Source organism: Colwellia sp. 1_MG-2023 (genome assembly GCF_030546755.1).
Lineage (GTDB): Bacteria > Pseudomonadota > Gammaproteobacteria > Enterobacterales > Alteromonadaceae > Thalassotalea_H.
Map to the genome: position 1 here is coordinate 194,917 of NZ_JAUOPE010000008.1, position 19,025 is coordinate 213,941.

22 protein-coding genes and 1 pseudogene are annotated in these 19,025 nt (G+C 37.1%); 16 read left to right on the forward strand and 7 right to left on the reverse strand.

The features are described 5' to 3' along the window. Positions 1 to 885: an ABC transporter ATP-binding protein gene (locus Q4493_RS11325; RefSeq protein ID WP_303452647.1), complete on the reverse strand. Its 885-nt coding sequence runs from the start codon at positions 883 to 885 to the stop codon at positions 1 to 3. Positions 886 to 1,207: 322 nt separating this feature from the next. Between Q4493_RS11325 and Q4493_RS11330 the strand changes: the two genes are divergently transcribed. Further along, the gene (locus tag Q4493_RS11330) at positions 1,208 to 1,390 is read left to right on the forward strand and encodes a hypothetical protein (protein WP_303452649.1); all 183 of its coding nucleotides are present in this window, start codon (positions 1,208 to 1,210) and stop codon (positions 1,388 to 1,390) included. 16 nt (positions 1,391 to 1,406) lie between these two features. Further along, positions 1,407 to 1,616, forward strand: coding sequence for a hypothetical protein (locus Q4493_RS11335; protein WP_303452651.1), 210 nt, complete (start codon positions 1,407 to 1,409; stop codon positions 1,614 to 1,616). A gap of 59 nt (positions 1,617 to 1,675) precedes the next feature. On the opposite strand, the gene Q4493_RS11340 is transcribed toward Q4493_RS11335, so the two are convergent. Continuing rightward, entirely contained in the window at positions 1,676 to 3,961 is a 2,286-nt protein-coding gene (locus Q4493_RS11340) for a GNAT family N-acetyltransferase (RefSeq protein WP_303452653.1), read from the reverse strand. Between the two features lie 189 nt (positions 3,962 to 4,150). Here Q4493_RS11340 and napE point away from each other — a divergent pair, with 189 nt between their 5' ends. From napE to rnk, 11 genes are all read left to right on the forward strand, one after another. Further along, positions 4,151 to 4,312 carry a periplasmic nitrate reductase, NapE protein gene (gene napE, locus Q4493_RS11345; RefSeq protein WP_303452655.1) on the forward strand — a complete coding sequence of 54 codons (162 nt, stop codon included), beginning with the start codon at positions 4,151 to 4,153 and terminating at the stop codon, positions 4,310 to 4,312. A 27-nt stretch (positions 4,313 to 4,339) separates the two neighbouring features. Continuing rightward, positions 4,340 to 4,876, forward strand: a complete 537-nt coding sequence (gene napF / locus Q4493_RS11350) for a ferredoxin-type protein NapF (protein WP_303452657.1) — start codon at positions 4,340 to 4,342, stop codon at positions 4,874 to 4,876. Then, positions 4,869 to 5,165 carry a chaperone NapD gene (locus Q4493_RS11355; protein WP_303452659.1) on the forward strand — a complete coding sequence of 99 codons (297 nt, stop codon included), beginning with the start codon at positions 4,869 to 4,871 and terminating at the stop codon, positions 5,163 to 5,165. The genes napF and Q4493_RS11355 overlap by 8 nt, the downstream gene beginning before the upstream one ends. Before the next feature lie 11 nt (positions 5,166 to 5,176). After that, the gene (gene napA, locus Q4493_RS11360; protein ID WP_303452661.1) at positions 5,177 to 7,675 is read left to right on the forward strand and encodes a nitrate reductase catalytic subunit NapA; all 2,499 of its coding nucleotides are present in this window, start codon (positions 5,177 to 5,179) and stop codon (positions 7,673 to 7,675) included. Between the two features lie 9 nt (positions 7,676 to 7,684). Then, positions 7,685 to 8,164, forward strand: coding sequence for a nitrate reductase cytochrome c-type subunit (locus Q4493_RS11365; protein WP_303452663.1), 480 nt, complete (start codon positions 7,685 to 7,687; stop codon positions 8,162 to 8,164). A 9-nt stretch (positions 8,165 to 8,173) separates the two neighbouring features. Next, entirely contained in the window at positions 8,174 to 8,761 is a 588-nt protein-coding gene (locus Q4493_RS11370) for a cytochrome c3 family protein (protein WP_303452665.1), read from the forward strand. A gap of 137 nt (positions 8,762 to 8,898) precedes the next feature. Continuing rightward, the gene (locus Q4493_RS11375) at positions 8,899 to 9,066 is read left to right on the forward strand and encodes a PA3496 family putative envelope integrity protein (protein ID WP_303452667.1); all 168 of its coding nucleotides are present in this window, start codon (positions 8,899 to 8,901) and stop codon (positions 9,064 to 9,066) included. Positions 9,067 to 9,245: 179 nt separating this feature from the next. Beyond that, positions 9,246 to 9,899 carry a pyridoxamine 5'-phosphate oxidase gene (gene pdxH, locus Q4493_RS11380; RefSeq protein ID WP_303452669.1) on the forward strand — a complete coding sequence of 218 codons (654 nt, stop codon included), beginning with the start codon at positions 9,246 to 9,248 and terminating at the stop codon, positions 9,897 to 9,899. A 92-nt stretch (positions 9,900 to 9,991) separates the two neighbouring features. Further along, a complete protein-coding gene (locus Q4493_RS11385) occupies positions 9,992 to 10,735 on the forward strand; it encodes a transporter substrate-binding domain-containing protein (RefSeq protein ID WP_303452671.1) in 744 nt (247 codons plus the stop codon). A 471-nt stretch (positions 10,736 to 11,206) separates the two neighbouring features. Next, complete coding sequence (locus Q4493_RS11390; RefSeq protein WP_303452672.1) at positions 11,207 to 11,434, forward strand: hypothetical protein; 228 nt, start codon at positions 11,207 to 11,209, stop codon at positions 11,432 to 11,434. A 40-nt stretch (positions 11,435 to 11,474) separates the two neighbouring features. After that, positions 11,475 to 11,843 (forward strand): nucleoside diphosphate kinase regulator, encoded by a 369-nt coding sequence (rnk, locus tag Q4493_RS11395; protein ID WP_303452674.1) that lies wholly within the window; start codon positions 11,475 to 11,477, stop codon positions 11,841 to 11,843. 86 nt (positions 11,844 to 11,929) lie between these two features. Here the strand turns inward: rnk and Q4493_RS11400 are convergent, their stop codons facing one another. Further along, on the reverse strand, positions 11,930 to 12,769 hold the full coding sequence (locus tag Q4493_RS11400) for a LysR family transcriptional regulator (protein ID WP_303452676.1): 840 nt from the start codon (positions 12,767 to 12,769) through the stop codon (positions 11,930 to 11,932). Between the two features lie 155 nt (positions 12,770 to 12,924). Here Q4493_RS11400 and Q4493_RS11405 point away from each other — a divergent pair, with 155 nt between their 5' ends. After that, positions 12,925 to 13,152 carry a hypothetical protein gene (locus tag Q4493_RS11405; protein WP_303452678.1) on the forward strand — a complete coding sequence of 76 codons (228 nt, stop codon included), beginning with the start codon at positions 12,925 to 12,927 and terminating at the stop codon, positions 13,150 to 13,152. Next, positions 13,149 to 14,102: an HPP family protein gene (locus Q4493_RS11410; RefSeq protein ID WP_303452681.1), complete on the forward strand. Its 954-nt coding sequence runs from the start codon at positions 13,149 to 13,151 to the stop codon at positions 14,100 to 14,102. Before Q4493_RS11405 ends, Q4493_RS11410 begins: the two co-directional genes overlap by 4 nt. Before the next feature lie 112 nt (positions 14,103 to 14,214). Here Q4493_RS11410 and Q4493_RS11415 read toward each other — a convergent pair whose 3' ends face one another. The 3 genes from Q4493_RS11415 to Q4493_RS11425 are packed head-to-tail and all read right to left on the reverse strand — an operon-like array spanning position 14,215 to position 17,412. Then, positions 14,215 to 15,345 carry a sodium ion-translocating decarboxylase subunit beta gene (locus Q4493_RS11415; RefSeq protein ID WP_303452683.1) on the reverse strand — a complete coding sequence of 377 codons (1,131 nt, stop codon included), beginning with the start codon at positions 15,343 to 15,345 and terminating at the stop codon, positions 14,215 to 14,217. A 9-nt stretch (positions 15,346 to 15,354) separates the two neighbouring features. After that, on the reverse strand, positions 15,355 to 17,127 hold the full coding sequence (gene oadA, locus Q4493_RS11420) for a sodium-extruding oxaloacetate decarboxylase subunit alpha (RefSeq protein ID WP_303452685.1): 1,773 nt from the start codon (positions 17,125 to 17,127) through the stop codon (positions 15,355 to 15,357). 12 nt (positions 17,128 to 17,139) lie between these two features. Then, the gene (locus Q4493_RS11425; RefSeq protein WP_303452687.1) at positions 17,140 to 17,412 is read right to left on the reverse strand and encodes an OadG family transporter subunit; all 273 of its coding nucleotides are present in this window, start codon (positions 17,410 to 17,412) and stop codon (positions 17,140 to 17,142) included. Positions 17,413 to 18,058: 646 nt separating this feature from the next. Between Q4493_RS11425 and Q4493_RS11430 the strand changes: the two are divergent. Beyond that, positions 18,059 to 18,256 (forward strand): annotated as a pseudogene (locus Q4493_RS11430) (hypothetical protein). A gap of 52 nt (positions 18,257 to 18,308) precedes the next feature. Here the strand turns inward: Q4493_RS11430 and Q4493_RS11435 are convergent. Then, a complete protein-coding gene (locus tag Q4493_RS11435) occupies positions 18,309 to 18,731 on the reverse strand; it encodes a BLUF domain-containing protein (protein ID WP_303452689.1) in 423 nt (140 codons plus the stop codon). Between the last annotated feature and the right edge of the window lie 294 nt (positions 18,732 to 19,025).

Here is a 19,025-nt window from a genome sequence, read left to right on the forward strand (position 1 = left end):
TTATTCCCTCAAAGAATGGCCGGTTAATTTTAAAAATAAATCATCTAAATTGGCAGATTTTACGTGTAGGCCTTCCAGTGAAACTTGCTCTTGCATTAACAAAGCTAAAGTCGATTCCACTTGAGTTGTGGTGATTTCGACCCGTTCGCCAACCACTTGCCATTGATACCTTTGTATTAAATCTGCATTGACTTGCTCGGTAGGTAAATATATAAAAACATCTGAAAAATGCTTATCTAATAAGTGATGTGGTGTACCACTTTCAATGATTTTTCCTTTATCCATAATCACCACTTCATCGCATAATTGTTCCGCTTCATCCATATAATGTGTGGTAAGAATAACCGTTTTATTTCGGGCCTTAATATTTTTAATCAACTTCCAAAAATTTCGACGCGCTTGTGGATCTAAACCTGTAGTTGGCTCATCAAGAAAAACAATTTCAGGATCGTTTATTAGGGCGAGTGCCAGTAATAATCGTTGTCGCTGCCCCCCCGATAACAAACGGTTATCTCGATCAAGAAAATCACCTAGATCACACAACTCAATTAACTGCTCATGCGACAAGGTGTGTTGATAAAAAGCGGTGAATAAATCTAGCGTTTCTTTCACCGTTAAAAAATCTTGTAATGCGGTATTTTGAAATTGAATACCTATTTGCTGCGAAATATCGTCATGAATTGGTTTGCCATAATACTCAACCGAGCCAGATGAAGGCTGAATAATACCTTCCATTATTTCGATTGTTGTCGTTTTACCTGCGCCATTTGGCCCTAGTAAGCCAAAGCATTGCCCTTTTTTTATCGAAAAATCGATACCGTCAACCGCATTCACATCATTGTAAATTTTGGTTAATTCTTTTACTTCTATGACCGATGTCGTCAAAGGTAACTCCTTTTTGCGCTTAACAATTATTAGAAATGGTAACTCGCCAATTAACAAATTAATACCTTGTTTATTGAAAAATTAAAAAAGCGTTGTAAACAACTGTGAAACTCATTTCAATTCACATCGCCAATGAATTATTTATTTAAGAAAACCGTTATTCTTTTCGACTTTCATTATTCAATTAGTTTACTTGTTATGTCAGATATTATTAAATCATTAGATTGCTTATTGATAATAATTATCATTTGCATTAAAGTTTTTTTTCACTTAATCTAAACAGACAATCATCAATAAAGTGAAGATAAATGGAGTGTTGAACATGTTAATTAACCAAACCAATATTGACCAAAATTTAGCACAGGTTGCTTTGCCGACAAATGTTCTAGAAAAACTAATTTCTTTAGGGATTGTTCACGGTAATGAATGTCGCTGTTTAAATAAAGTCGCCAAAAAGGTGATATGGCAAACCTTATTAAATAATAGCGCCCATATTGCTAGTTAACTTTAAAGGACATGAAATGGAAAAATCAAAAACTGAGTTGCAACCTTTTGAAAATTGGCTAAAAATCTTAATCAATACTTATCGAATCCACCCAAGTCATGGTTTAGCCAAAGTGATAAATTATTACTTAGAACGCATTATTAATCATGAAGATACTAAGTTTGATCATAGAAAACTTGCGCAATATTGTTCGATGAAAAAATTTTGGCTGTGGCGCAGTGCATAATCCCACTCACTCGTTATTAATGATTCCGTGAAGAAAACATAAAGAATAACCCGGTTTGTTTACGTGTGAGCCTTTTGAAATAAGTAACTAACACCATCGATTACAGTATTATTTAATTGTTTTTTCCCTGTTAAAGCAAATTCTTGGCAAATGCTTTCAATTGATTGTTTTTGTAATAGTCGTTTTACTAACACTTCAATCAAGCGGTGATTCTCAGTATTTTTTTGCGAAATATTGTTTGAGTAAGTAGCAAGAAAATGAATTAATTGTAGGTGTAAGCTATAGCTACAGTTATCAAATAAACTTTTTCTAGCGATAAAATCTTCAATCACTTGTTGATCAAAATCTGTTAATACCGGCAAACTTTCTGCTGGCCATTGCTTAATAATGCTAATAATAACTTGTGCGGGAATTGGTTGATATTGTTCGGTAAGTAGATAAGTAAAACTACAGTAAAACTGTTTTTGTAATTCAGTAACTAAATAAACAGCTTTAGCGTTTAATGGTTGTAAATACATGCTTGAATGCTCACCACTAGCTTTATCCACAGAAAAACCTAGCCGCACCAATGAATAATGCGCTTTATGCCAAAAACTTAATAACGATTCATTAGCTCCGAAACTTGTTCCGAGCAAATCAATACTGTTTTGCTCAGCATATTGCTTAATATGACTCAGTAACTTTATCCCCAAACCTTGTTGTTGAATACTCGGCAATACAGCAATGCGCATCACGCGTAAATAATGATAATCGAACGCTTCTGTACAATGATTATGTAGAAATAAAGACTGTGGTAAAAACTGATTTTTTAACCGACGCTTTGCGTTAGCTACTTGATTTATTTCGTGCTTTTCAGCATTCCCTTCTTTTAAAGTCAACGCAACAGCAACTATTTGCTGATTAATGGTTAAAACAAATAATCGCAGCGCTTTGTTATTTAACAGCAACTTTAAGTCACTTGGCGAGGTCTGATAATGAGCGGTCACTAATACTGAAAAAATTTGCTGCAATAAACCTTCATCGGCAATTAATTGTTGTTGCTCAATACGCCTAAACATTACATGGTCGTTCTTACTATGTGCTTGAGTCGACTGTTCCAGTGACTTTTTATCCATGTTTTTATTTTCAAGTGAAGCGCTTCTTACGTTCTTATTCTCGGTGCACTTGTTTTCGGTAGACAATATTGCGGTAAACGAGCTTTCGACGTTATTACTTTTTAATAAAAAGGCATCAAAAACAAAAGATTCTAGAGGATCATTTTCCGCCCAACGAATGGGTTGATGAATATGATATTGATTAAAATGAGGCGTTTTTTCCGTTAATAGTTGAGTAAATTTCACCGCAAAACCACGACCTGCCCCTTCATAACCGTGTTGCGTTGAAGAAAAAACAGCACGATGATAACTATCAACGAGTTGAGATAAGATATAAACAGGAATTGCAGCAGCCTCATCTATTAATAATAAGTCGGCTTTTGGCTTTTCTTTGATAAGTACATCAACAGCAATAAATTCAATGCAATGACGATTAAAAACAAAAGTGTTTTGACTAAGCTCACCTTCAGGGCAAGATTGTTGTAATTGTTGAAAAAAAATCGCTAATGCATTGCTATGAGGCGCGGTAATAATAATTTTTTGCGAAGCTTTGCTAGCATTTTCAATCCCGATTAGCTTAGCAACCGCAATTGCCAACGCGGAAGATTTCCCTCTGCCGCGATCGGCTGTTAACAATAAAGGACGTTTGCGATGCCCTAAAGCCACCTTTTCAATAGCATTTACCGCGCATTGTTGCTGAAAGGTTTTACAGCCATTTTCTCTTGGCGAAAAATTCAGTTCTTGTGCTGATTTATACTGAATTTCACTAATTTCTTGTCGTTCAACTATGACCGGTAAATCATTATCCGTTTGCGATAAAGCAAAACTAAACCTATCGTTTTTTGCTTTAGTTAATATCCTTTGCAAAAATAAATTTTCACTGTCGAGAGCTTGCGCTTTACTGCAATGCCAAATCATGACACCGCCTGCGACAATAGTGCCAGAAAGCGCAGCAAAGGCATCCGGATGAAAATCAGGATCGTTAAAAAGCACAACATCATTTTCACGACCTAACTGTTGCCTAAAGTTAGCAATCACGTCACTATTAACATCAATGAACGCTTCACCATAAGTGATTACACGTATGGAATTATCGCAAGTTGCATTTTGTGATAACTGCTGAATAAAAGTAGCAGAAACTTCGCTTGCCCAAGCACTATCTCCTTGTAAAACGATTAAGCTTCTTTGGCTATTTTTGCGCAATTGTTGAGTTAAGGTATTAAACCAAAAACAGATGTCAGATTGACTCACTATGATGCTTATTTTTCAAAAAGATAGCTTGATTCTAACAAGCATTTTAAAAAATCGGAACTATAGCAAATAACAATCAATTAGCTGAGCCATAAATAATGGCTAAAAGTTAAGAACATTGATCCAGATCATATTGAGAAATTAGAGAATAAGTAACAATAAAACCTCTAATAAAGTAAGGATTAATTTATGACTGCACACAGCTCCCCTGAGCAAATAAAAAAATATGAAAAAAACACATTCGTATTTCTTGCTGTTTTTCTAGCCCCGATCCTTTCCATTATTATTGTTGGTGGCTTTGGTTTCATGATTTGGATCAGCCAAATGCTTTTTGGCCCTCCAACTTCTTAATAACTTGGCAAAGTATTGACTTCATATATGACTCAACCATTAGAAAACCCTAGTAGACGAAGATTATTCAAAGGGAAGATTGCAAAACAACCTTCATTACCGCGCTTACCTTGGGTAAAAAGTGAAAGTTCTTTCACAGAACTATGTAATCAATGTGGTGACTGCATATCTGTTTGTGAAACAAACATTATCAAAAAAGATGAATTAGGCCTGCCATTCGTCGATTTTAATACCGATGAATGTACTTTTTGCGGCAAATGCCAAGAAGTGTGTCAACAGCCGCTTTTTCTTGATAAAAACATCATCGAATCTAACCAAGTCCAACCTTGGCCAGGCACTATAACCATTAATCAAACGTGCTTAGCGCAGAACAATATTATGTGCCAAAGCTGCCAAGATGTTTGTGATACTCGCGCTATTTTATTTAGTTACAAATCATCAAGTATTCCTGAACCAAGCATTAATTTAACCGACTGTAATCAATGTGGCGCATGTATTTCTACCTGCCCTCAACAAGCCATTACATTAAATTTAGCAAACAACATTGAGGTGGCTCATGTCTGAGAACATAGTGCAAGTTGTAAATCCTTCATCACATGAAGTTCAACAGAATGAATACCATGTTGCGAGTTTTGTTGCACATGCGATGCAAAAAAATATCGCTGATGTAACAGAAGAAATAACAGGCACTGAAGGTGCTGAAATACATGCGGTCAGTGAAGAAGGAAAAATAGTATTTACCATAGAAGCCTCAAGCCAAAAGAAAATAGGTTTCTTGATTGACCAATTAAAACATCATGTCGGGTTGTTAAATCTATCCCCGATATATCATCAATTTCTAACTGAAGAATAATAGGTACCTATATGACTATTAATCGCCGAGAATTTATAAAAGCAAATGCTGTTGCCGCAGCTGCTACGGTTGCCGGAGTATCTATCCCAGCTAAAGCCTCTAACCTTATTACCAGCAGTGATGTCACTAAATTAAAATGGGATAAAGCGCCCTGTCGTTTTTGTGGTACAGGTTGTAGCGTTAATGTTGGAGTGATGGATGGCAAAGTTGTTGCCACCCACGGAGATATTAAATCACCGGTTAACAAAGGGTTAAACTGTATTAAAGGCTATTTTTTATCAAAAATTATGTATGGTAAAGACAGATTAACCACGCCGTTACTGAGAATGAAAAATGGGAAGTTTGATAAAGAAGGAGATTTCACGCCAATAACTTGGGATGCCGCTTTCGATATTATGGCGGAAAAAACCAAACAAACGCTAAAAGAAAAAGGTCCTACCGGCATTGGTATGTTCGGCTCTGGCCAATGGACCGTATTTGAAGGTTATGCCGCATCAAAGTTAATGAAAGCGGGTTTTAGATCTAACAACATAGATCCAAATGCCCGTCACTGTATGGCATCTGCTGTTGGTGGCTTTATGCGTACTTTTGGTATTGATGAGCCAATGGGTTGTTATGACGATATTGAAGCTACTGATGCCATGGTGCTCTGGGGTTCAAATATGGCAGAAATGCACCCTATTTTATGGACACGTATTACCGATCGTCGATTAAGTGCACCACACGTTAAAGTTGCTGTGTTATCAACTTATGCTCACAGAAGTTCAGATCTTGCTGACAATAGCATGATTTTCACCCCGCAAACTGATTTGGCGATTTTAAACTTTATTGCTCACTACATTATTAAAACCGATCGGGTTAATAAAGATTTTGTGAATAAACATACCAACTTTAAACTTGGCAATACCGATATTGGTTACGGTTTACGTCCTGAGCATCACCTTGAGCAAAAAGCGAAAAACAACGGTAAAACCGCTGGTGGCTCTTCACCGATAAATTTTGACCAATATGCAAAGTTTGTAAGCACTTATACCGCAGAATATGTCTCGAAATTATCTGGCGTGCCGGTTGACAATCTTAACGCATTAGCTGAACTATATGCCGATCCAAAAACCAAAGTGTGTTCATTTTGGACTATGGGCTTTAATCAGCATACACGTGGCGTTTGGGCGAACAACCTTGTTTATAATATTCACTTATTAACCGGTAAAATTTCAACCCCAGGTAACAGCCCATTCTCATTAACCGGGCAACCATCTGCATGTGGTACGGCTCGCGAGGTAGGAACATTTTCTCATCGTTTACCTGCGGATATGGTTGTTAATAATAAAAAACATCGCGACTTATCAGAAAAACTATGGAAAGTTCCAACAGGCACTATTCCTCCTAAGCCCGGTTATCACGCTGTTCTACAAAACCGTAAATTAAAAGATGGTGAGCTCAATTTTTATTGGTCTATGTGTAATAACAACATGCAAGCTGCGGCTAACCTTAATGAAGAAGCGTATCCTGGTTATCGAAACCCTAAAAACTTTATTGTAGTTTCAGACCCTTACCCAACAGTTACGGCTCAAGCGGCAGACTTAATTTTGCCAACAGCTATGTGGGTTGAAAAAGAAGGTGTGTATGGAAATGCAGAACGAAGAACGCAAGCTTGGTACCAAATGGTAGAAGCTCCACAAGGCGCTAAATCTGATTTATGGCAATTAGTTGAGTTTTCTAAACGCTTTAAAATTGAAGAAGTGTGGCCACAAGAATTGCTCGATAAAAATCCAACATACAAAGGTAAATCAATGTATGAAGTGTTATATAAAAATGGCCAAGTCGATAAGTTTTCGATTAATCAAGTCCCAACTGACAGATTAAATGATGAAGCCAGACATTTTGGTTTTTACATTCAAAAAGGCTTATTTGAAGAATACGCAAGTTTTGGTCGTGGTAAAGCACACGATTTAGCCGATTATGATAGATATCATCAAGAACGCGGTTTACGTTGGCCTGTTGTTGACGGTAAAGAAACGTTGAGACGGTTTAAAGAAGGCTCAGACCCCTATGTCGAAGCCGGTAGCGATTTTCAGTTTTATGGTAAAAAAGATGGCAAAGCTATTATTTTCGCCTTGCCTTACGAGCCACCAGCAGAGTCACCAGACGCAGAATTTGATATGTGGCTTTCAACAGGACGGGTGTTAGAACATTGGCATTCAGGCTCAATGACCCAACGTGTACCCGAATTATATAAAGCTGTACCTGATGCATTAGTATATATGCACCCGGATGATGCTAAAAGTAGAGGCATGCGCCGTGGCGACTTAGTCAAAATAGTTTCACGCCGTGGAGAGGTACAAACTCGCGTTGAAACCCGTGGCCGTAATAAGCCGCCAAAAGGCTTAGTGTTTATGCCTTGGTTTGATGCCAGCCGTTTGGTAAATAAAGTCACTTTAGATGCAACTGATCCCTTATCAAAACAAACTGACTTCAAAAAATGTGCTGTGAAAGTAGTCAAGGTATAGGAGAAATATATGAAAACTATGATCAATCATTTAGTAAAAACACTTGTCCTTTCAATCCTTTTCACTACTTCGGTATTGGCTGCAGATAAACATGTCGCGACACTACGAGGTGAAGTAAATATTGATACTCAAGCGGAGCCTTCAGCCATTGCAAATACAGTGAATAAAGATATTAAGCAAGGAAGAAATTATCCAATGCAGCCACCGGTGATCCCTCATAAAATTAGAAACTATGAGGTAAACTTAAATTCAAATAAGTGTATGTCTTGTCACAGTAGAAACCGTACTGAAGAGTCGCAAGCTCCTATGGTGAGTGTTACACACTATATGGATAGAGATGGCAACTTTTTAGCAGAAATATCACCAAGACGATATTTTTGTAACCAATGTCATGCGCCCCAAAAAGATGTGAAACCTTTAGTAGAAAATACCTTTATTGATATGCACACATTAATGAAATCTAAAGTAAATACTAAGAATGAGCATTAGGAGTCACTGATGAAAGAGATAATAAAAATAGGTTGGCAAACCCTGAAAAAACCCAGTGCTTATTTCAGTTTAGGCTTTTTAGTGATCGGTGGTTTTATCGCAGGTGTTATTTTTTGGGGGGGCTTTAACACCGCCTTAGAAGCAACAAACACTGAGGAATTTTGTATTAGTTGTCACGAAATGGAAAATAATGTTTATGAAGAACTGAAAACAACCATTCACTTTTCAAACCGCTCGGGTGTTAGAGCAACCTGCCCTGATTGTCATGTTCCGCATAAATGGACCGATAAAATTGCGCGTAAAATGCAAGCGTCGAAAGAGGTATGGGGCAAAATTTTTGGTACGATTAATACTCGAGATAAGTTTTTAGCTCACCGCAAACGACTGGCTCAAAACGAATGGACCCGTTTAAAAGCAAATGACTCGCTAGAATGTCGAAATTGCCACAACTTTGATTATATGGACTTTACTGCACAAAGCTCTAGAGCATCACAGCAGCATTCAACATCACTTGCCGATGGTGAAAAAACGTGTATCGATTGCCATAAAGGTATTGCACATCAATTACCTGATATGAAAGGTGTAGAAGGCTGGTAATTGGATTTACCTTATTGATTGAGCCAGCATTTTGCTGGCTTTTTTTATCAAAATAAAATAACGAAAATATTTGAAAATTTTAACAATCTTGCCTATGTTACAAAATATGATGAGTCATGAATTATTAGGTACCCATTATGTCAGACGATATTTCCGAAAATTTTACCAGTGATGATGTTGATACAGACTTAACAGTAGACGTAAAAGACTCTGAAGTTAAAGACGCAACCATTCGTCAACGTATCGATGACTTATTAGAACAAAAACGCTTAAAAGCACTATTAGACGACAGTGAAGATTGGTAATAAGCTCATTTGCATTGCGACACTATCAATGTTGATCCGCCTAACTTTTTGCTTAGCAAAACACCTATAAACGACCGTTAAATCACGTGTTGATTGTGGCTATCAACACGATAAATGATTTTCGCTACAAATTTTTCCTGTTAGAATTAACCCACTCCACTTTTTATATATGATTAACAATGACTTTCCTTGAAAAACTTCGTTGCCTATTAACCTTTGGACAAGGGGTTGCGCTACCTGCGCCAGAAATATTACCGACAACTTCACCTTTTGACATATTTCAACAATGGTTTGATGATGCTAATAAATCTGGCATCTTGCTACCCGAAGCTATGTCGGTGAGTTCATGTGACGAACACGGTCAGCCTAGCTCTCGCATGGTGCTATTAAAGTCTTTTGATGAAAATGGTTTCGTTTTTTATACTAATTACGACAGTAGAAAAAGTATCGAGTTGGGTGCAAATAATAAAGTAGCATTATTATTTCATTGGAATGTTTTACAACGACAAGTGCGTATTGAAGGAACCGTTGAGAAAACTAGCCAACAACAATCAGCTGATTATTTTCATAGTCGCGATCGAGGCAGCCAAATTGGCGCATGGGCCTCAAAGCAAAGTCAAAAGCTTAATAATGATAACGAATTAAAGCAACGCTTTGAAAAATATCAACAAAAATTTACTGGTGAAGAGATTCCATTGCCCGATTTTTGGGGTGGGTTAAGAGTAAAACCTCATTACCTAGAGTTTTGGCAAGGTCGAGCAAGCCGTTTACATGACCGTATTTGCTTTGAAAAACATGACGACAAATGGCAATGGTTTAAACGTCACCCTTAATTGAACAATTAAAAATGGCAGCTTTATAGTTTTTATGGTTTAATTTTAGACTATTCACTTTTATAAAATTTGAGGTTGATACAGGGCTAATTTTGAATCTTTTAAAATGTTACATTATTGTCTTGTTATCGCTAGCGCCTATTGCAGCTAAAGCTCAAAAGGTTATTGTTGGCCTTGAACCTTTTCCGCCATTTATAAATGAAGACGGCTCTGGTTTTGCCATCGAAATGTTTAATGCGTTAGCTGAGCAATCAGACCTGACTTTTCAATTTAACTTAATGACATGGGGTCGAGCAAAAAGAGAATTAAAATCTCATCATGTCGATCTAATTGGCATCAGTCCAAAAAATAATGAAACCGCTGAATATTATCAATATGCGAAAGAACTTGATTGGTCTTTTATTGCCACAGTTGATCTTTTTTCTAAAGATAAAAATAATTTAATACTAGAAAATCTCCCGAATAAAAGCATTGGCACGCTTATCGGTAATGCTGATTTTTTTGCTGAATTGTCTGAAATTCCAAGAAGTAAATTCATAGAAATTAGTAACCTTAAGCAACTTGTTAAAATGATGGATAAGGGGCGTATTAAAACGGTAATATTCGATAGAATATCCATGATGTCGACGATTAAAAAACTAAAATTAGCGAACATTCATTATCAAGAGTTAATGAAAATACCGGCAACCTTTGCAGTAAAAAATACGCATGAAGGTCAGCAACTACAAAAAAAGCTCGATACCTTGATGAGCGCTAAAAACATCGAAAAGTACCAAGAAAAATTATCGCTTTACAACAAACTACCAGCCACAGGCATTGTTCAAATCCATGATTAAATCAGCTTTTGCTAACGTAATAATTCAAGTTAAGCTTAGCAACCGCTTCAACGACTCACGTAAGGAACTAACTAAGGTACAAATTTAATATTTACTAAACAAATATCTAATGAACAATTGCCTACAAAACAATTACCTACAGAACGATTACCTATTGAATGAACACATTTGAATAATCATAAAACTTGTACTTCACTCTTGTTCAGGGCTGTGTTAACTTTATCGTATGCAAACAATCACGTTAATCAATAAAAATGTTTATTTATCTGCCTTAATTACGGCATGGATAAGTCCTGTTTGTATCTTTCCCAATTAAGGACGATTAAGCGCTATTCTTCTTAATCGTCCAAGTTAAATTCTATCTATAAAAACTTTATAACCCAGTATTACATGTTTGTTTTCTTCTCTTCGATGCCAACAGGTAATTTGGTTATATTTTCCCATTAATTTGATCAATATTGAGCACACGATATGCAGAGTAATTTTTGGAGTTATCTTCTAGAAACCACAGAGACCATTGAGTCTAGCGAACAAACCATCAGCTTAAACCAGCTAGAATCTCGCCTACAAAACATTGGTTTTTTATATGAAAAAACCTTTGATCCTGTCGACTCTTTTGAAGCATACGTTGCCTTAAAACTAATTAATACAATTTCGCAAACGATTCAAAGTAATGCGATACAAGAAAATGCTATTTAAGAAATTGAATAGCTTGAGCTACTATTAAGGAGATTAGCGAATGAACCAACCTAAAATAACCATTTGCGGCAAAGATTACGATGATATTTATGATTTACTGGAAAATGAATGTGATGAATCATCCTATCATTTATTAAAAGAAGAATTAGACCGCGCCAATATCGTTAAATTCAATGAACTACCAAGCAATGTCGTTCGTATGAATTCTACGGTAAAGTTTACAGTTCAAGACAATCAAGAATGCTTTTCGTTAAAACTGGTTTATCCGCAAGAAGTTCAAGATACGGGAACTATCTCAATTTTATCCCCTGTAGGCAGTGCCTTAATCGGGTTATCCATTGGCCAAGAAATAGAATGGCCACTCAAACACGGCCAAAAAACCATCGTTCATATTGACGCCATAGATTAAGTTTGCATACGACACGCTGGTATGTTTTTAGTAAGAGGTTTAAACGTTGCTGTTTGAAAAGGTTTAAACCTTCATTACTTTCCTAGTTAAAACCATTCGTCTTCATCTGCTAGCACTTGAATAAAGATTTTTTTTAGCTCATTGATATTGATATCTTTATTTGCATACTGCAATAAATAAACAGGATAGGAAAATTCAGGCGCATCAGGCGTTAATTTAAGCGTGCCCTCGTGCAAATGACGATTAATAACACGCGTGCGAAAATAGCCACTACCGCCACTTTTAAGCATGAGTTGCAAAGCGACGGGCCCTAAACTAATTGAAATTTTACTGCGAGCAAGTTCAGGTAAAGCCTGATCATGAAGTCGTTTAAATTCATCCCCCCAATCGACATACAAGTACGGCTCTGGTTGTTCGACCGATTGCACACGTACTAGTTTTTCATCTAATAAGTGCTCAACTATGGTACGAGAGCTGTACTCAGGTTGGTGCACTAAGGCGACATCTAAACCACCCGATCGTACTTTCTCATTTAATTGCTTTTTATCACCGACTTCAATGGTTATCGCTAATTCCGCAGCTTCTTTATTTAACATAGCAAGTAAAGCAGCTGCAATGGGGTTCCACAATGTCAAATCAACGCCAATCGCCAAACTGTTTTTTGCATTATCAGGCAACGGTAAATCTCTTTTAGCAGCGTCCCAGGTTTGCACAACTTGTCTTGCGTAAGATTTAAAGTGTTCGCCATTTTTTGTCAGTACAGCGCCACTTTTATTACGAGTAAATAACGTGCAATTTAATTCGCTTTCTAATGATTTAATGCGGGCTGTGATAGTCGTTTGCGTGACATTAAGCGCGTTAGCCGCTGCACCAAATGTGCCCAATTCACAAATGGTAAGAAATGTTTTTCCAACAATATAATCCATAAGCACCTTTTAATATCAAAATTATAAATAATAAATCGAATTATTATTCATTATACATAAAGCACTGAATTGATATACCCTCTTCGCACCAATTTTGTGCTTACGAGCCAAAATAGCGCATCCCTTAATTTTTATACGTAGTACAAGAGATAAAGATGAACAAGCCCTCACCAACTAAATTATTAAAAATTGCAAATTCACTAATGCTAATTACCGCACTAATCACAGCATTAGCGGTTTATTTTGTTTATGGTATTGAAGAAAAGTTAACCATGATGCAACTCATTGGTGGCCATATTACCATTATGGTTATGCCTGCCCTTTTTAAACTTTCTTATGTTTTACGGTTAATCAGTTTAAGAAGTGTGGGAATAGCAGAATGAATTTACTCAACTTAATGAATGAGTGCCGATTATTTTTAGGCATACAACCGATCAGACCTTCTGTAAAAGAAGTTTTCGTGGCCTCCTTTACCGCGTTAATCGCAACTTTATGTATCTTCTGCCTATCTAAAACATTGCTTAGTCATTTAAATGTGGCTACCGAGGCTTACATTCTGATCTCCATTGCTGCAACATCTGTGTTGGTTTTTGTCGTCCCCCATGGCGTATTATCACAACCTTGGCAAGTGATTGGCGGTCATTTTATCAGTGCCGTTATCGGGGTATTATGTTTTAAGTATTTTGGTGAGCACATCCGTATTGCAGCGGCACTTTCAGTTTCGCTTTCTATCATGGCAATGATACTTTTTCGTTGTGTACACCCTCCTGGAGGCGCTACAGCGCTTGCTGCGGTAATCGGTGGAGATGCAATACATCAGTTAGGTTTTTTATATGTGCTTGTTCCCACCCTATTAAACTCGCTATTAATTGTGGTTGCGGCAACCTTGTTTAACTATCCTTTTCAATGGCGCCGTTATCCTTCTCATCTATTTTATAAAAACAATTTGGCCACTGAAATTTCGCCGGGTGACAGGAAAAATGAGATCACCACTGAAGATTTTTTAAAGTCAATTCATGAACATGCTTCATTTATTGATGTGACCGATGAAGGTTGGATTGAAATTTTTGAAAATGCTAAAAGACATGCCGAGCTTGATGATGTTCATCCAGCCAATATTGAGGCAGGTTGCTCGTATAGTAATGGTAAAATAGGTAACGCTTGGGAAGTAAGAAGTGTTGAATCCTTCGTTGGTAAAAACATTGTAAAATACAATATTGAAGCAGGTGTAAATATTGGTTTTTCAGGGCAATGCTCAATAAAGAAATTTATTCAATGGTCTAAATTTAAAGCCGAAAAAAATGACAGCGGCATTTGGGGGAGAGTGGCGTAATTCCTAATGCACCACAAGTATTTAGGTTTATATCAAATAAAACAAAAAACGCCGCTTTTGCAGTGGCGTTTTGTACTTTGTAAAGCTGTTATAACATGTATAACCTTTAGGTTTAACCAACTAATGCCAATAAGATACCGGCAGCAACCGCTGAGCCTAGCACCCCTGCAACATTTGGTCCCATGGCATGCATTAATAAGAAGTTATGAGGATTTGACTCTAAACCAACCTTATTGGCAACTCGCGCCGCCATAGGTACAGCCGAAACACCTGCCGCACCAATAAGTGGATTAACTTTCTCTTTACTTACCTTGTTCATGAACTTCGCCATTAAAACACCCGACGCAGTACCAATTGAGAATGCCACAGCACCTAACGCTAAGATACCTAAAGTTTCTACATTTAAAAATGCTTCTGCGCTCAATTTTGAACCAACGCCTAAACCTAAAAAGATAGTCACGATATTAATTAACTCGTTTTGTGCTGTAGAACTTAAACGATCAACCACACCACACTCTTTCATCAAATTACCTAAACAGAACATGCCAACTAACGGAGTAGCTGCCGGTAAAAAGAAAATTGTCATTAATAATACCCCTAATGGGAAAATTACTTTTTCAATTTTGGTGACATGGCGCAATTGTGCCATTTCAATTTTACGTTCATCTTCAGTGGTTAATGCACGCATAATTGGTGGCTGAATAATCGGTACTAAAGCCATGTAAGAATATGCGGCAACCGCTATTGCACCTAATAATTCAGGCGCTAATTTAGACGCTAAAAATATCGCAGTAGGGCCATCGGCTCCACCAATAATGGCAATTGCTGAAGCATCTTTTAAAGTAAATTCAAAACCTGGAATAGCATTTAAAGCGATAGCACCAAATAAAGTTGCAAAAATACCGAACTGCGCAGCAGCCCCTAAAAACAAAGTTTTAGGGTTAGCGATCAACGCACCAAAGTCAGTCATCGCCCCAACGCCCATAAAAATAAGCAATGGGAAAATACCTGTATCGATACCTGCATAATAAATATAATGTAATAAGCCGCCAACTTCTGAAAAGCCAGCTACAGGTATATTTGTTAAAATAGCACCAAAACCCATAGGTAATAATAATAATGGCTCAAAATTCTTAGCAATGGCTAAAAAGAGTAATAAACACCCCACGAGCATCATGATCACTTGGCCTAACTCAAAGTTAGCTAAGCCAGTTGACATCCACAATATATGTAACGATTCCATTAGTGCACCTTATGCCAAGCTTAACAATATATCGCCAACAGTGACCGAGTCACCTTCTCTAACGTGTATAGAAACAATTTCACCGCTACTAACAGCACGAATTTCAGTTTCCATTTTCATCGCTTCCATCACGATAACCACATCACCGGCTTCGACGTGGTCACCTTCATTGGCTAACACTTTGAAAATATTACCCGCAAGAGGAGCATTTAAAGTTTCATCGGCACTCACCGAAGCAGATTGATGAGTTTCTGAATCGGTAGAAGCTGAAACAGAGTTTACTGAGCCACTTGGACCAACAACCACTTCATAAACCTTACCATCTACACTGACAGAATAATTTTCTGTCGCGCCTTTAGCTGCGCTTGCAGTAGAGGTAACTTGTACATCCTCTTTTGAAGGAGCCGGCTCAAATGCCTCTGGATTATTACGATTTTCTAAAAACTTCAACCCGATTTGCGGGAATAATGCGTAAGTTAACACGTCATCAATCACTTCATCGGCTAAAGCAATATTTTTCTCTTTTGCTAAATCATTTAATTCGGCAGTTAAATTATCAATCTCAGGTGAAATTAAATCAGCTGGGCGACAGGTAATTGCTTCTTTACCATCTAATACACGCGCCTGAAGTTCTGCATTCACTGCCGAAGCCGTTGCGCCATATTCACCTTTTAGTACGCCAGCAGTTTCTTTCGTGATTGATTTATAACGCTCACCCGTTAATACGTTTAAAACCGCTTGGGTACCAACAATTTGTGAAGTTGGGGTAACTAATGGAATATTACCTAAATCTTTACGAACGCGAGGGATCTCTTTTAGAACGTCGTCAAATTTATCAGCAGCGCCTTGCTCTTTTAACTGACCTTCCATATTCGTTAACATGCCACCTGGCACTTGCGCAGATAAAATACGTGCATCAATACCTTTTAAACTACCTTCAAACTTGGCATATTTTTCACGTACTTCTCTAAAATAGGTTGCTACTTCAGCAAGTTTTTCCGTATCTAAACCAGCATCACGGGCTGTACCTTCAACGATAGAAGCAATTGTTTCTGTTGGTGAATGACCGTAAGTTTGACTCATTGATGAAATAGAAGTATCAATCACGTCTATATCAGCATCAATCGCTTTCATATGAGTCGCAACACTTAAACCGGTAGTTGCATGACAATGAAGGGCAATCGGTAACGAAACGGTTTCTTTCAACTTACCAATTAATTCTTGTCCGTCATAAGGCTTTAATAAACCAGACATATCTTTAATACAAATTGAATGCGCTCCCATATCTTCAAGTTGCTTGGCCATAGTTAACCAACCTTCAAGCGTATGGACAGGGCTTTCAGTGTAACTCAACGTACCTTGAGCATGGGCACCAACTTTAACCGCTGATTTAATTGCCGTTTCTAAATTACGTACGTCATTCATCGCATCGAAAATACGGAATACATCAACACCATTGATATGTGCACGTTCAACAAACTTTTCTACCACATCGTCAGCATAATGGCGGTAACCTAAAATATTTTGACCACGAAAAAGCATTTGCTGCTTCGTTTTTGGCATCGCCTTTTTTAACGCGCGAATACGTTCCCAAGGATCTTCACCTAAATAACGAATACATGAATCAAAGGTTGCACCACCCCAAGATTCAATAGACCAGTAGCCAATTTCATCTAACACTGGAGCTATCGGTAACATATCTTCTAAACGAAGACGGGTAGCCAATAATGACTGATGGCCGTCTCTTAAGACAACTTCTGTAATACCTAAAGGCTTTGACATGTGAGAATGCTCCTATTTATTTTTACTATGTTGTTGACGGTATTGTGATACAGCAGAACTTATTGCCGCCACAACAGGAGGTGAAATCCCTCCTTTTTCAACGTTCGTTTTATTAGTTTTGCGCTGAGGTTTTGATTGAATAATAGGATCTGGAAATTTGATCGCTAGCTTTAAGAGCACTTTATTGATAAAAATGATCAATATCCCTAAAAAAGCAAAAACAAACACCATTCCGGCTAACATTAAAGTACCGGCTTCAACAAATAACTGCGTTAAGTTATCCATGATTTATCTCAATCTATAAAATGATGGAATTAGAATAATCACTCCAATCACCAAAAAGCAAATGAATTTTCGCCGTTTCAGAAAAAAAAATCCAAGTCAATAGTTAATCAGGCTAATAAAAGAGGAATATTCAATTTTTTTTAATAAAAATTCAATTTTTAGTTATAAAAACAGATATTGTATACAATCAACCTAACAGTAAAAACATAGCTCAAAACGGTATAATGCGATATTGTATACAATACTTAAGCAAAAACACCCCCTGAATATACAGTGCATATTTCTCATTTCTATTTACCAAGACAATGTTTAATAGTACTAATTTTCACCGAAAAATGATAAAAAACTCCCTGCTATGATGAATCAAAATTGATGATTTAAATGGCAGATCTTTGTTAGATTAACTAGTAGGGTAAATAATACCTTCAAAACGCTTTTTATATTCCCCCTTCCCGGCCTTAGTAATATTGAAAAAGGTTGCCCAAAGTCCTACAAATTTAAATACTCAAAAGAAATCGTGAAAGCAACTCAAACGTATTGTCTGATTTGAGTACAAACGAATAGTTTATGTGGTTAATGCTAGGAGCTGTTGAACTTTCGCGGTTAAATTTTGTTCGAGATAAAATCGTTTTAATCGCGGCGAGTAATGTGTAGCCTAGTCAATCTAAGCAAATTCTACTCAACAAAGCGTAAAACGATGTTAGCCGAATCCTTCGGACAGCGTTTATTGATCATTTTTAACGGCGTTGCCCCACAAGGATGTGGGGTAAGGTGACTTTGCAGGAGCATAAAGTCTTTATCGCCTTTTTATGTGGAACAACCCTATTACAAAGGCTCTGCCTAGTATAAATACCCAACAAAATGCGGCAAAAACAATCTCGAACGATCAACAGCCCCTAAACGTCTGTACAAATTTTAAAGGTATTTAATAAGCTCAGTACTCCACTTTTTTGTTTTTCAATACTGATAGGCGCATCTGTTGCCGTAAAAAAGTCAGAATACCCCTTCATCAAGTCTGGCGGAATATCACTAGCAGTCTTAAACCCCATTGACCATTGAGGAAAACTCCTCGTGTCAATATTTTCTCTTTGAATGATAGTATTGCGAGTATTTCTATCATCCTTTAATATTGACTGGTAGATGTCATCTACAACAACCTCCTCTCCTTCAAGAACTTGCATGAAGTTATCTTTAGCATAAAGCAATAAGCCTGTTACATTGTGTTTTTCATTTTTAATTCTAGATTGCTTAAGCAAATCTAATAAATTTTGCTCATTCATCTCTCTAGTTGCATAGCTAATATAAATTAACTGAATCACATTACTTCCTTATGATTGATTTAAACAAAATAATAAAAGATATAGTAACCCTAACTTAATTTACGTATTAGCTAAAGGGATTAAATATAGGTGAGTTAAGAGTTGAAATTGGTTATCTATTTATATAAAACGAATTACCAAGGAATAACAATACAATGTTTTTTAATAACCATCAGATACAAAAAAGCCCCTGTAAACAGGGGCTTTTTTGCTTAATGTGGCGGACGCGGCAGGAGTCGAACCTGCGACCGCCTGGTTCGTAGCCAGGTACTCTATCCAGCTGAGCTACGCGTC